A 12,890-nucleotide genomic window follows, 5' to 3' on the forward strand; every position below is an offset into this window, starting at 1 on the left:
CGTTTTTTCGAAAGATTCGCGATGAATGCCATTGTTTCGATACGGAATCTGACCAAATCCTACTCAAATGGCTTTCAGGCGCTCAAAGGTGTCAGCCTCGATATCAGAGAGGGGGAAATCCTTGCTCTTCTCGGGCCCAACGGAGCCGGCAAGACGACGCTGATCTCTATCATCTGCGGGCTTGTCAATCCGGGTGAAGGCTCGGTTCTCGTTGGCGGATATGATGTGGTGAAGGATTTTCGCCAGACGCGTGCCCTGATCGGCCTTGTGCCACAGGAACTGACGACAGACCAGTTCGAGACCGTGTGGAACACCGTCAGCTTCTCGCGTGGTCTGCATGGGCAGAAGAAGAACCCGGAACTGATCGAGCGCGTCCTGAAATCGCTGTCGCTCTGGGACAAGAAGGACAATATGTTGCGGGAGCTTTCCGGCGGCATGAAGCGACGCGTGCTGATCGCCAAGGCGCTTGCGCACGAACCGAAGGTCCTCTTCCTCGACGAGCCGACGGCGGGTGTGGATGTTACCTTGCGCCGCGACATGTGGAATGTCGTTTCCGAGCTGCGCTCCAAGGGCGTCACAATCATTTTGACCACGCATTACATCGAGGAGGCGGAAGAGATCGCCGATCGGGTGGGTGTCATCAATGGCGGCCAATTGTTGCTGGTGGAAGAAAAGACCGCGCTGATGAAGAAGCTCGGCCGCAAGCAGCTTTTCCTTGAACTTTCGCAGCCGGTGGAGGCGTTGCCGGACAGTCTCTCATCTTTCGGCCTTTCGCTCTCGGATGACCGCAACACCATCACCTACGAGATCGAGGATAACGGCGAGCAGGGGCGCATTGCCGATCTGCTGACCGCGCTTTCCGGTGCCAACATCCATTTCAAGGATATTTCGACACGTCAAAGCTCTCTTGAGGATATTTTCGTCTCGCTGGTAGGAGACCAGAAATGAATTTCGAAGCTGTCAAGTCCATCTACCTGTTCGAAATGGCGCGCACCCGCCGCACCCTGTTGCAGAGTGTCGTGTCGCCGGTCATTTCCACCTCTCTCTATTTCATCGTTTTCGGAACGGCGATCGGGTCAAGGATTCAGGAGGTTGGCGGGGTTTCCTATGGCGCGTTCATAACGCCCGGCCTGATCATGCTGACGCTTTTGACGCAATGCATCAGCAACGGCTCTTTCGGCATCTATTTTCCGAAATTCACCGGCACGGTCTACGAGATATTGTCTGCGCCAGTGGCGATGACGGAAATTGTTGCCGGTTATGTCGGGGCGGCGGCGACCAAGGGGCTGATGATCGGTACGATCATCCTGATAACGGCCTCCTTCTTCGTGGATATCACCATCGCCCATCCGTTCATGATGATCCTGTTCTTTGTGCTGACGGCGGTGAGCTTCAGCCTGTTCGGCTTCATCATCGGCATCTGGGCCACGAATTTCGAGCAGCTGAACCTCATCCCGATGCTGGTGGTGCCGCCTCTGACATTCCTTGGCGGCAGCTTCTACTCCATCGACATGCTGCCGCCCTTCTGGCAGACGGTCAGTCATTTCAACCCGGTGCTCTACCTCATCAGCGGTTTCCGCTGGAGCTTCTACGAGATCGCCGACGTCAATCCCGTCATCAGCCTGGCGATGATCACGCTGTTCCTCGCACTCTGCCTCGGCGTCGTCGGCTGGATGTTCAAGACCGGTTACCGGCTGCGCAACTGACCGGAAAGAGGTTTGCCGTGAATGTGATACGCCCGGTTTGCACCGGGCGTTTTCGTATTCGGATAGCGAGACGTTATTTTTGATCGCGAGCAGGAACTGTCTGCCCGGCAGGTTTTACCTGTCTCGCAATCTCAACTCATCGGTCTGCATCTGCATCGAACCAAGCGTCGACAGGAAGCTCATGCCGAGCAGGCTCTGGCCCAGTTGGCCATCCTGCGCGACGAGGGCGGGGATGTTGCTCCGCGCGATCGGGCCGATGCCGATCTCGGACAGGGTGACGGGCGCTGCCGCCGTGCGGCCGTTCGCGGTCATCACCGGCACGGTGTAGCGCAGTTTCGTGGTGTCGATGCCGATGGCGGCGGCATCGGCATTGGCCAGCACCACGGAGCTCGCGCCGGTATCGACCAGCATGTGGATGGTTTTGCCTTCAATGCTGACATTCGCCTCGAAATGGCCGCTCATCGATTTGTGCAGTATGATCTCCTGTTCGCCGCCAGCGGTCGTCACCACCACCGCGCGGCCGGGCATCAGGCCACCCAGCAGCCGGTCGGCGAAGGATTGCAGGTCGTAGCGATAGAGATAGACGGATACGAGGCCGAGGATAATCACGAGCCAGATGGCGAGTTGCCGGACAACGCTTGCGAAGCTGCCGCGGCTTCCCGCCAGAATGCCGACTGATAGCAAGCCCGCAATCGGCAGGAGATAGACGATCTGCCCGAATTTTTCGTTGTCGATGCCGAAGGTGCGGCCGCTGTCGTGATTGACGAGAAGCAGGCCGAGACCCACGGTCAGCAAGAGAAGAACGAAAGTCAGCCTGTTCATGCGGTGTGCGTCTCCCTGGAGGTGTCCTTGCCTGTTTTTGCCAGTCTTTCGGGAAGCGCCTGCATGATCATGCGGCGCTTTTCGTCGCTATAGGTCGCCCAGCCGCCGATCTCGTCCAGCGTGCGTCCGCAACCGATACAGAGGGTGTTTGTGGCGTCGAGGGAGCAGATATGAATGCAGGGTGTTTCCATGGGGATCTATATCAGTCTGTCACGTCGCAAGGGCAAGAGCGATGAGAGTAACGATCTCCGTGATCTGCTGGCTGGCGCCGATTGTGTCGCCGGTGTGGCCGCCGATCTTGCTGACACAGAGCCTGCCGAACAGCATCGTCGCGAGGCAGGCAGCCGCCAGAACGACTACGATAGACACAAAGGGCAGGGCATGCAGCGTGAAAAGCACGAGCAGCAGCAACCCTGTTGCGAGCGCGATGTTGCGCTCGCTTTCCCCGGGTTGGCCGGCGCCGGCGGCGATGCCGGAGGTTTTGGCGGCGGGCATTGACTGCCAGTGCCATACCATCAGGGCGCGGCTCACCACCAGCGCGGCAATCAGGCAGCCGGCGGCGGTCTTGGCAGGCAGGGTTTCTATAAGCGATGCGAGTGCCGTGGCGCGCAGTGCAAAGGACAGGACCATGGCGATCGTGCCATAGCTGCCGATGCGACTGTCCTTCATGATCTCAAGCGTTTTCGGCTTGTGCTTGCCGCTGCCGAAGCCATCGGCCATATCCGCCAAGCCGTCTTCGTGCAACGCACCTGTTATGAGCGCGGTGACGGCGATGGCAAGCCAGCCGGTGAGCTGCGGTGAGGCGTCGAACTTCGCTAATGCCACCACGAGGACAGCAGCGGGCAGGGCGATCAGGAGGCCCGCGGCGGGAAAAGCGCGTGCTGTCCGGCGCATCGATGGACCGTCACCTTCACCGAAGAAGCGCGATGAGACCGGCAGGCGGCTGAGAAAGGCAACGGAATGCATGACATCTGTTATAAAATCCCCGGCCTTCATGCTCTCTCCGCTGCTGTGCTTGCATTTCCGGTTGTTCCGCGGCGCGTCCGCGATTATGAGAGGCGCAACAAAGACCGATTTGCCGGAAAACACAAGTTTCCGCCAACCCGACGACGAGAAAGACAGATACCATGAGCATGAGCGGATTGCCCTTCGACGATTTCCGCGCGCTGCTGCGCGAGCTTCCCGGCCCGGATACGCATGCGCTGGTCGCGGCCAAGGAGCGCAATGCGCAACTGACGAAACCGGCCGGTTCGCTCGGTCGGCTGGAAGAAATCGCCATGTGGCTTGCCGCATGGTCGGGTCGCTCGCCCGCCGTCACCCGTCCGCTGGTGGCGATTTTCGCCGGTAATCATGGCGTCACCCGGCACGGCATCACGCCCTATCCGACATCCGTGACGCAGCAGATGGTGGAGAATTTTGCGGCAGGCGGTGCGGCGATCAACCAGATTTGCGTCACCAACGATCTCGGTCTGAAGATTTTCGATCTGGCACTTGACTACCCGACCGGCGACATCACCTGCGAGCCTGCCCTTTCCGAGCGCGATTGCGCCGCCACCATGGCCTTCGGCATGGAGGCGATTGCTGGCGGTACCGACCTTCTCTGCGTTGGCGAAATGGGCATCGGCAACACGACCATCGCAGCGGCGATCAATCTGGCGCTCTATGGCGGTACGGCTGAAGAATGGACCGGTCCCGGTACCGGCTCCGAAGGCGAGGTCATGGCGCGCAAGATCGCGGCGGTGAAGGCTGCCGTCGAGTTCCACAAGGACCATCTGTCCGATCCGCTCGAAATCATGCGCCGTCTCGGCGGACGCGAAATTGCGGCGATTGCCGGCGCCATCCTTGCCGCGCGCGTGCAGCGCATTCCTGTGCTGATCGACGGTTATGTGGCGACTGCCGCTGCAGCACTTCTGAAGGCTGCCAATCCTTCGGCGCTTGACCATTGCCTGATCGGCCATGTCTCCGGTGAACCGGGCCACCTGGCTGCCGTCGAGAAACTTGGCAAGACGCCGCTGCTGGCGCTGGGCATGCGGCTTGGCGAGGGCACGGGTGCCGCTTTGGCCGCCGGCATCGTCAAGGCTGCCGCCGCCTGCCATTCCGGCATGGCGACTTTCGAAGCTGCCGGTGTCGATACTGGTACCCATTCCTACACTGAGCATTGAGGCCAAAGATGGACGCAACGCCGCAGAAGAAGCAACCGGAACCTGCCTTCCGTAAGGAAAAGGGATGGCGGCATCTTTTTGCCGCTGCCCGCTATTCCTTGCAGGGGCTTGGACGGCTGTGGCAGGAAGCGGCGTTCCGGCACGAGGTTCTCGCCTTCGGCGTCGGCCTTGCCCTGCTTCTGGTCGCCCGCGCGCCGTTTGCGCATCTTCTCGTCTTTACGGTGCTGATGCTGCTTTTGTTCGCGGTCGAGGCGCTCAATACCGCGATTGAGGAGTTGGTGGATCGCATCTCGCCGGAAATTTCTTCCGTCGGGCGGCACGCCAAGGATCTCGGTTCCTTCGCCGTCTTCTGCCTTTTGACGGCAAACGGATTTTTCGTGCTTTATTCGCTGGTGACGACGCTGTTCTTCTGAACGGCAGATTTGACGCTTAGGCGAAGGACCGGCGGCGTGGCTGGATGGCGTGGGTTTCCTCCACGGCTGGCAGGCTTTGCAGCACGCGTTTTGCCGGCAGGATGGCGATGCCTTCGGTGCCTTCACGCAATTTCGATTTCAGGATGAACTGGCCGTCATGCTTGGCAAGGATGGCCTGAACGATGGGCAGGCCGAGCCCGGTTCCCTGTTCGGCGCTTTTGATCGCGATCGATCCCTGACCGAAGGCCGACAGCACCACGGGGATCTCTTCCTCTGGAATGCCGGGGCCGTTGTCCTTGATCGACACATATTGCCCGCCACCCGCCGTCCAGCCTGCCTTCACGAGTATTTCACCGCCCTGCGGGGTGAATTTGACGGCGTTGGAGAGCAGGTTGAGGATGACCTGGCGGATCGATTTTTCATCCGCCCAGACCTGCGGCAGGCTGCTCTCGAACTGCTGCGAAATCCTGATGGTCTTGGCGCGGGCGCGAAGCTGGATCATGCCGATGCAATCTTCGGCGATCTCAAGCATCGAGACCGCTTCCTCATTGAGGTCGTAGCGGCCGGCCTCGATACGCGACAGGTCGAGGATTTCGTTGATAAGGTCGAGCAGATGCTGGCCGGAACGGTGGATGTCGCCGGAATATTCCTTATAGAGCGGATTGTTGAGCGGACCGAGCACCTCTGCTGACATGACTTCGGAGAAGCCGAGAATGGCGTTGAGCGGGGTTCGCAGCTCGTGCGACATGGAGGCGAGAAAGCGCGATTTCGCCAGATTGGCCTCTTCCGCACGCCGCCGCGCCTCATCCGACATCGAGTTGGCGACTTCGAGTTCGGCGATCAGATCATCTTTTTCAGTCTGCGACGACAGCAGCTTGATGCTGGTCTGGTAAAGCCTGCTGGTGATGCGATGACAGAAAAGAATCGCCATGCCGAACATCAGGGCGAGGCCAACATCGAAGGGATCGCGGGAGACGACGGAGGTGACGCACAGCGCCGCCAGCACCGGCAGGAAGGTCATGAAGGTGGCCCGCCGCAGCATGAAATTGGCCATAGCGGTAAGCGAAAGCGCGATCAGCAGCGTCGCGCCCTTGAAGAAAAGAACGAGTGCCGGGTTGTTGCGCACCGGTTCGGCCAAGGCGAACATTGCCCAGGCGCAACCGATGAGGATCTGCATGGCAAGGAAGAGATTGCGCCACTTCGGCAGATTTTCGGCCGTGATCCCCTGTTTGGCGGCTCTTTTGGCCAGCACCAGAGACATGGCATGGAAACTCAGCGCAATGAGCGACCAGATGATCAGCCCTATGTCACCCGTGATATACAAACCGATGATAGAGGCGAATACGATGAAAAGCGGCATGACCATCGCGCCCTGAAGGGCTTCTGCGATGTGCATCGTCAGCATTTCACGTTCATAGGCTTCGCTGCCGCCAGCGCCTTGCTGCAAGCGTTCACGCGTCGTCTTCACCGTGTCGAAAACAGCCTTGTTACGGTGCTTTCGTGAACGGTCGACGATGATCTTATCGGTGGACGTGCTGACGCTTTTACTCATTGTTACAACGCAGGTGACATGAACCCTTTGCAGGCTACGCACAAAATCTTAAGAAGATGCTGCCGTGAAAGGATTTGTTTGCCATTTCTGACAAGGGTTTGTTGTGACATGAGACGAAATGGAGGCAGGCGCGGCTTTTTCTCGACGTTTCGCGACGGCGGGCTTTTCCTTGCCACCGTTTTTCTCGGCATTCTGATTGCCGCCAAGCTCGATCAGATCAATAGCGAGACCCATACCGGCCGTTTCTTTGTGATCGATGGCGATACGCTTTCAAAGGGCGAGGACCGGTTCCGGCTGCTCGGCATCGATGCGCCGGAGCTTTCGCAGACGTGCCGGCGCGGCAGCGAAACCTGGCCATGCGGCGCGGAGGCGCGCCGCGTTCTGCAACAGATGATCGAAGGCACGACCTTTTCCTGTTCCGGCAGTTCCAGGGACCGTTACGGACGTCTGCTGGTCTATTGCTCGGCGGGAGACCGGGACGTGTCCTCGGAAATGGTGGTGTCGGGTTTTGCCATCGCTTCAGGTTATTTCCAGTTCTCCGGCGAACAGGCGCTGGCGCGCAAGGAAGCTCGCGGCATATGGGCCGGAGAATTCGAAAGACCGGCGGAGTGGCGGCGCGAACATCGCGCAGCGGATTTGCAAACGCCCGCGGCGGGTTTCCTCACCATCATCCGTCATCTTCTGGGATGGAATCATGGCTGAGGCGGATCGAGCCCTGCGGATGAATGACGACGGGTTGGACGGGCTGCGGGGCGCGATTACCCTCTGTCGCATCTGTCGCGACACCCCAACCTACGGACGCCTGCCGCACGAACCCCGACCGGTGGTCGTGATGTCGACCAAGGCGCGTATCCTGATTGCAGGGCAGGCGCCCGGGCTTCGCGTGCATGAAACGGGTGTGCCTTTCAACGATGCCTCCGGCGACCGGCTGCGCCAGTGGCTGAATGTTGATCGTGAGACATTCTACGATCCGGACCGCTTCGCTATTGTGCCCATGGGGTTCTGTTTCCCCGGCTATGACGACAAGGGCAGTGACCTGCCGCCTCGACGCGAATGTGCGCCGCAGTGGCGGGAGAAGGTGCTGGCGGCGATGCCGCAGGTGGAGCTGGTCCTTGCCATCGGTCAATATGCCCAGGCCTTTCATCTCGGCGAAAGACGGCGGAAAACCATGACCGAGACCGTGTACGACTGGCGCAGCTATTTTCATTCAAATTCGGGACCGGCCATTTTGCCGCTGCCGCATCCAAGCTGGCGCAACACCGGCTGGCTGAAGAAGAATCCGTGGTTTACCGAGGAGCTGCTTCCTGTTCTGCGAGAACATGTGGAAATGCGACTTTAGTGAAACAATTTTCTGTTTTTCTCTAAAAATTAGTGTATTGAAAGGAAATTAATTCAGGAGGGTAGACGCATTGGATCGCCTAGACCGTAAGATTTTGCGCATTCTGCAAGAGGATTCCACGCTGGCTGTCGCTGATCTGGCGAAAAAGGTCGGCCTTTCCACGACGCCCTGTTGGCGGCGTATCCAGAAGATGGAAGAGGACGGTGTCATCCGCCGGCGCGTGGCGCTGCTGGATCCGGTCAAGGTCAACACCAAGGTCACCGTTTTCGTCTCCATCCGCACTGCCTCCCATTCCATCGAATGGCTGAAGCGGTTTTCCGAGGTGGTGTCCGAGTTCCCCGAAGTCGTCGAGTTTTACCGCATGAGCGGCGATGTCGATTATCTGCTGCGCGTTGTAGTGCCTGACATCGCGGCCTACGATGCCTTTTACAAGCGGATGATCGCCAAGATCGAAATTCGTGACGTGTCGTCTGCCTTTGCGATGGAACAGATCAAATATACGACGGAACTGCCGCTCGATTACATGCTGCTGGATAATCCCAAATCCGGCGAGGAATGACCCCGGCTGATCAGGCTTTTTGAACAATGCCCTTTCCGGCTGCCGGGGAGGGCATTTTTCGTTGCGCAGTTTGCTTTTCCGCAAGCACTCAAGTCGGCCATCTGGCGGTTGTCCGGGGAATGCACACTCCTGGCGTGCCGAGGCGGCCAGGCAATCTTATTCCGCCTGCGACGGCAAATTCGCACATTCAATTCTCTTTGCACTCGTGCCGCGCAAAGTGGGATTTTGATAAAATCACTCGAATATCTACGCTTTGTATATCTGATGATGGCAACAGCGAAGGATATCCACATGCTCACACGACGCGGAACATTGGGACTGATTGCAGGTGCAACGGGGGCGGCGTTCCTGCCGCATATCCGGCGGGCTGGAGCCGCGACCACCACATTACGGATCGGCTGGCAGAAGAATGGCGTGATCGCGTTGGCAAAGAGCCAGGGCGCGCTTGAAGCGCTGTTGAAGGATCGCGGCATTGAGGTCAAATGGTCGGAGTTCTCCTCCGGGCCGCCGCTTCTTGAAGCGTTGGGCGCAGGTGCGCTGGATATCGGACCGACGGGCGATGTGCCGCCACTTTTCGCGCAGGCTGCCGGTGGCAATCTGCGCTATGTGGGAACTTACAAGGGCGCTGCCGGCGGATCGGCAATCCTTGTGCAGAAGGATTCGCCGCTGAAGACGCTGGCCGACCTCAAGGGCAAGAAGGTGGCTTTCAAGCGCGGCTCCAGCGCCCATAACGTTACTGTCAAAGCATTGCGAAAGGCCGGTCTGACGCTGAACGACATAACATCCATCGACCTTGCCCCGCCGGATGCGGCGGCCGCTTTCCGCAGCGGCAGCATCGATGCCTGGTCGATCTGGGATCCTTATTTTGCCGTGGCGGAAAAGGAGCCGACGACACGAGTTCTCGCGACTGCCGAAGGTATTGTCGATCCCTGGAGCTATTTCCTCGCCAATGGCGACTTCGTGGAAAGCAATCCCGACCTCGTGCCGCTGCTCCTCAGGGAACTCGCAAGCGTCGGCGCAAAGGCTCAGGCCAATATCGATGAGACTGCAAAATTGCTGGCGGCGATAACCGGCGTCCCGCAGGATGTCACCAAGGTGTCGCTGACGCGTCCGGGAGCGGATCTGGGGCGTGTCTCGCTGGTTTCGGATGAGGCCATCAGCTATCAGCAGGCGCTGGCCGACGAGTTCTACGATCTGAAAATCGTGCCGAAGAAACTCAAGGTTACCGATATCGTCTGGCGTCCGAAAGCGAGTTGAGCCGGGCGAAAGCTGAGTCTCTTCAATCGTCTGGCTGTTGTTGCTGAGAGATTGATTCAGGCAAGCGCTCCATGTCAGGAGCGCTTGCCTCTGCCTCAGCCCTTGAGCCTGGCAATCACCAGATGGCCGGGTGTGGGGTTGCCGTCCTGCATGCGCACGTTAATGTCGGTGACTTCGACTATGTCGAAACCGGTCGCTGCCAGTCTTTCCCGAACATAGGTTTCGGCGTGGGCGAAACGCTGGTGCGGGCCGACCATATAGCGGCGTCCGGCCATGGTTGCCTCGGGCAGCGTTTCCGACGAGAAGATCAGCAGGCCACCAGGGACGAGGTTTTCAGCGGCGCCGAAAAACAGCGGTTCCAGCGCGCCGAGATAGGGCAGCACATCGGTTGCGGTGATGATGTCGAAGGGCTCGTCGTCATTGTCTTCGAGAAAGTCCTCGGCTTCGGCGACATAGAGCGTCTCGTAGAGGTCCTTCTCGTGGGCGATCTCGACCATGTTTTCGGAAATGTCGATGCCGGTGATGTCATCAGCCATGTCGCGCAGCGCTTCGCCGGTGAGGCCGGTGCCGCAGCCGAGATCGAGCAGGCGCTTGAAGGGGCCGAGATCGAGCGTTTGCAGGCGCTGGCGCACCATCATCGGCACTGCATAACCGAGCTGTTCGACAAGAATATCCTCGAAGGCTTCGGCGTGCTGGTCGAACAGGGTTTCGACATAGGCGTCGGGCGCTTTGGAAGGCGGTTCGCCGCGGCCCATGGCGGCGATGCGAACGGCTGCGCCGCCATGATCGTCCGGGTCGATGGCCAGAACCTCTTCATAGGCCTTCACCGCCGCGTCAACATCGCCGGCTTTTTCAAGCGCGAGCGCGCGGTTATAGGCTTCGGCAAGCGCCTCTTCGTCAATTTTCTGGTTCTTCGTCATCGTGCGGTATCCGTCAGCATCTTCAGTTGAAGTCTGCTGTAAGCCGCAAGACGGACGGGCGCAATGCTTATGTGGCGATGGGCCTCAGTGGAGAATGAACTCTCCTTTCAGTGCGCGCCATTCCTGCGCCGAGATCACCTGCCGGTGCACATAGCGGACCGAGTGCAACGGACCGTCTAGCTTTTCCTGCCAGAATTTGAGGAAACCGTGCATTTCGGGGAAATCCGGGGCGAGATCATAGTCCTGCCAGACATAGGTCTGGAGAACCAGCGGATGGTCCGGCATGCGATAAAAAATCTGGGCGGTGGTGAGGCCGTAGCCCCTCAGCATCATTTCCATTTCCTTGTTCATGTCGGCTGTTCCCGTTCTCATGATTGCCGATCACAGCGTTGTCGCTGTATCTGATATGGGAACACGACAGGGTTAACCCAACCTTGCCAAAGGTCTGGGTTGTCACAAAATAGTTATATTTTTCAAAATGTTGGCAGTCTTCTCTGTTGAGTGCTGCCAACGGTGTCCCTAGCGCTTGAGATGGCGCGTCAGGCGGGCTTCGAGCCATGCCCAGACATGCCGGAGCGTCTCGACGATCGTCAGGTAGAAGATCGCCGCCCAGAGATAGGCCTGATAATCGAATGTGCGGGAGAAGGCGTAGCGCGTCTGTCCCATCAGGTCGAAGACCGTGACGATGGAGACCACTGCCGAACCCTTGATCATCAGGATGATCTCGTTGCCGTAGGGGCGCAGCGCCACGATGAGGGCCTGCGGCAGAATGACCTTGCGGAAGGTGATGAATTTCGACAGGCCGAGCGAGGCGGCACCTTCAATCTGGCCGCGTGGCACGCTTCGGATCGCGCCCCTCAGAATTTCGGCCTGATAGGCGGCGGTGTTGAGGGTGAGCGACAAGAGGCCGCAATACCAGGCCTCACGGAAGAACCACCACAGGCCAACGGTTTCCAGCCCCTGACGGAAACTGCCGAGGCCGTAATAGATCAGGAAAAGCTGAGCCAGCAGCGGCGTGCTGCGAAAAACGTAGACATAGGCATAGGCCAGCGCGCTGATGACGCGATTTTCCGACATGCGGGCGAAGGCGATCGGCACCGAGAGAAGTGCGCCGAGGATGATCGAACTGCCAACCAGCGTAATGGTGGTGATGAGGCCATCGATGTAACGCGGCCCGTAACGTTCGAATTTCGCCCAGTCCCAGCCTTCGATCATCGCAAAGATCAGCCCGGCGGCCAGCAGCAGCCAGAGCGTTATGACGGCGATGCCGACGACGCGCGATATGTTGAGGGGCTTGTCTGTGGCGACCGGCGCGGGGCGCGGCGGAATGAGTTCCTGAACATGGCTCATCGGCTTGCCTCCGACTTGCGTGACCAGCGATCGATGAAGCCGATGCCGATGGAGGAGAGCAGAGCGAGGATGAGGTAGAGCAGACAGGCGATGCCGTAGAAGAAGAAGGCTTCCTTGCTGACGCGGGCAGCGATGCCGGTCTGGCGCACGATATCGGCAAGGCCGATGATCGAGACGTAAGAGGTATCCTTGAGAAGGATGACCCAAAGGTTGGTCATGCCGGGCAGGGCGATCCTGACCAGCTGCGGAATGATGACAAGCACCATGGTGTGGCCGCGCGAGAGGCCGAGTGCATGGCCCGCCTCATATTGGCCCTTTGGGATGGCCTTGAAGGCGGATAGCAACACTTCCGAGGAATAGGACGAAAACACCACTGACAGCGCGACCATGCCCGCCACGAAGGCGTTGATCTCTACCGGGCCGGTTATCCCGACATAACCGGCGGCCGATTGCAGCAGCATCTGTATGCCGTAATAGACGATGAACAGCGTCAGGAGTTCCGGCAGGCCACGGAAGATGGTGGTATAAACACCGGCCGCCAGCCGCAGCGATTTTTCTTCCGATTGCGCGGCGAGCGCAATGAGGAAACCGATCACAAGCCCGACGGGCAGGGTGGCGAGCGCCAGCGAGATCGTGACCTTGACGCCGAAGGCGATTTCGTCGCCCCAGCCGGCATCGCCACAGGTGACGAGGGTGCCGTTTCCGAAAAGCGTGAAGAGACCAACCGGCCCACAGAAAGGGTCGAGAAGTGTCGAGACATAGGTCCAGAACGCACCTATGGCGGAAAATGCTCCGCTCATGCCAGTTTTC

At 59.1% G+C, this 12,890-nt stretch carries 16 protein-coding genes; 8 read left to right on the forward strand and 8 right to left on the reverse strand.

The window, feature by feature from the left end:
• The first annotated feature begins 21 nt into the window (after positions 1 to 21).
• Both F617_RS0124420 and F617_RS0124425 read left to right on the forward strand, forming a co-directional pair.
• Complete coding sequence (locus F617_RS0124420; RefSeq protein WP_019567066.1) at positions 22 to 948, forward strand: ABC transporter ATP-binding protein; 927 nt, start codon at positions 22 to 24, stop codon at positions 946 to 948.
• A complete protein-coding gene (locus tag F617_RS0124425) occupies positions 945 to 1,706 on the forward strand; it encodes an ABC transporter permease (protein WP_003516094.1) in 762 nt (253 codons plus the stop codon). The genes F617_RS0124420 and F617_RS0124425 overlap by 4 nt, the downstream gene beginning before the upstream one ends.
• Before the next feature lie 114 nt (positions 1,707 to 1,820).
• Here F617_RS0124425 and F617_RS0124430 read toward each other — a convergent pair whose 3' ends face one another.
• Genes F617_RS0124430 through F617_RS0124440 form a run of 3 tightly spaced genes read right to left on the reverse strand, consistent with a single transcriptional unit; the run spans position 1,821 to position 3,524 of the window.
• The gene (locus F617_RS0124430) at positions 1,821 to 2,528 is read right to left on the reverse strand and encodes a TIGR02281 family clan AA aspartic protease (protein ID WP_019567067.1); all 708 of its coding nucleotides are present in this window, start codon (positions 2,526 to 2,528) and stop codon (positions 1,821 to 1,823) included.
• Positions 2,525 to 2,719 (reverse strand): DUF1289 domain-containing protein, encoded by a 195-nt coding sequence (locus F617_RS0124435; RefSeq protein WP_003516090.1) that lies wholly within the window; start codon positions 2,717 to 2,719, stop codon positions 2,525 to 2,527. The genes F617_RS0124430 and F617_RS0124435 overlap by 4 nt, the downstream gene beginning before the upstream one ends.
• Positions 2,720 to 2,738: 19 nt before the next feature.
• Positions 2,739 to 3,524, reverse strand: coding sequence for an adenosylcobinamide-GDP ribazoletransferase (locus F617_RS0124440; RefSeq protein WP_026331052.1), 786 nt, complete (start codon positions 3,522 to 3,524; stop codon positions 2,739 to 2,741).
• Between the two features lie 131 nt (positions 3,525 to 3,655).
• Between F617_RS0124440 and cobT the strand changes: the two genes are divergently transcribed.
• Positions 3,656 to 4,690 carry a nicotinate-nucleotide--dimethylbenzimidazole phosphoribosyltransferase gene (cobT, locus tag F617_RS0124445; RefSeq protein ID WP_019567069.1) on the forward strand — a complete coding sequence of 345 codons (1,035 nt, stop codon included), beginning with the start codon at positions 3,656 to 3,658 and terminating at the stop codon, positions 4,688 to 4,690.
• 8 nt (positions 4,691 to 4,698) lie between these two features.
• Positions 4,699 to 5,103 carry a diacylglycerol kinase gene (locus F617_RS0124450; protein WP_003516084.1) on the forward strand — a complete coding sequence of 135 codons (405 nt, stop codon included), beginning with the start codon at positions 4,699 to 4,701 and terminating at the stop codon, positions 5,101 to 5,103.
• 16 nt (positions 5,104 to 5,119) lie between these two features.
• Here F617_RS0124450 and pdhS2 read toward each other — a convergent pair whose 3' ends face one another.
• Positions 5,120 to 6,655: a two-component system sensor histidine kinase PdhS2 gene (pdhS2, locus tag F617_RS0124455; RefSeq protein ID WP_019567070.1), complete on the reverse strand. Its 1,536-nt coding sequence runs from the start codon at positions 6,653 to 6,655 to the stop codon at positions 5,120 to 5,122.
• Positions 6,656 to 6,763: 108 nt separating this feature from the next.
• Between pdhS2 and F617_RS0124460 the strand changes: the two genes are divergently transcribed.
• The 4 genes from F617_RS0124460 to F617_RS0124475 all read left to right on the forward strand — a co-directional run bounded on the left by F617_RS0124460 (position 6,764) and on the right by F617_RS0124475 (position 9,810).
• On the forward strand, positions 6,764 to 7,357 hold the full coding sequence (locus F617_RS0124460; protein WP_019567071.1) for a thermonuclease family protein: 594 nt from the start codon (positions 6,764 to 6,766) through the stop codon (positions 7,355 to 7,357).
• Positions 7,350 to 7,994 carry a uracil-DNA glycosylase family protein gene (locus F617_RS0124465; RefSeq protein WP_162803600.1) on the forward strand — a complete coding sequence of 215 codons (645 nt, stop codon included), beginning with the start codon at positions 7,350 to 7,352 and terminating at the stop codon, positions 7,992 to 7,994. The genes F617_RS0124460 and F617_RS0124465 overlap by 8 nt, the downstream gene beginning before the upstream one ends.
• Before the next feature lie 70 nt (positions 7,995 to 8,064).
• Positions 8,065 to 8,553, forward strand: coding sequence for an Lrp/AsnC family transcriptional regulator (locus F617_RS0124470; protein ID WP_003507846.1), 489 nt, complete (start codon positions 8,065 to 8,067; stop codon positions 8,551 to 8,553).
• Between the two features lie 291 nt (positions 8,554 to 8,844).
• Complete coding sequence (locus F617_RS0124475; protein WP_026331054.1) at positions 8,845 to 9,810, forward strand: aliphatic sulfonate ABC transporter substrate-binding protein; 966 nt, start codon at positions 8,845 to 8,847, stop codon at positions 9,808 to 9,810.
• 95 nt (positions 9,811 to 9,905) lie between these two features.
• Here the strand turns inward: F617_RS0124475 and F617_RS0124480 are convergent, their stop codons facing one another.
• The 4 genes from F617_RS0124480 to F617_RS0124495 form a co-directional block, all read right to left on the reverse strand.
• Positions 9,906 to 10,730, reverse strand: coding sequence for a class I SAM-dependent methyltransferase (locus F617_RS0124480; protein WP_019567074.1), 825 nt, complete (start codon positions 10,728 to 10,730; stop codon positions 9,906 to 9,908).
• 84 nt (positions 10,731 to 10,814) lie between these two features.
• Positions 10,815 to 11,081, reverse strand: coding sequence for an usg protein (locus F617_RS0124485; protein ID WP_003516070.1), 267 nt, complete (start codon positions 11,079 to 11,081; stop codon positions 10,815 to 10,817).
• A gap of 168 nt (positions 11,082 to 11,249) precedes the next feature.
• Complete coding sequence (locus tag F617_RS0124490; protein ID WP_003516068.1) at positions 11,250 to 12,080, reverse strand: ABC transporter permease; 831 nt, start codon at positions 12,078 to 12,080, stop codon at positions 11,250 to 11,252.
• Positions 12,077 to 12,880: an ABC transporter permease gene (locus F617_RS0124495; protein WP_003516067.1), complete on the reverse strand. Its 804-nt coding sequence runs from the start codon at positions 12,878 to 12,880 to the stop codon at positions 12,077 to 12,079. Before F617_RS0124495 ends, F617_RS0124490 begins: the two co-directional genes overlap by 4 nt.
• Positions 12,881 to 12,890 lie beyond the last annotated feature (10 nt).

The sequence above is a fragment of the Agrobacterium sp. 10MFCol1.1 genome (assembly GCF_000381165.1).
Classification (GTDB): domain Bacteria; phylum Pseudomonadota; class Alphaproteobacteria; order Rhizobiales; family Rhizobiaceae; genus Agrobacterium; species Agrobacterium tumefaciens.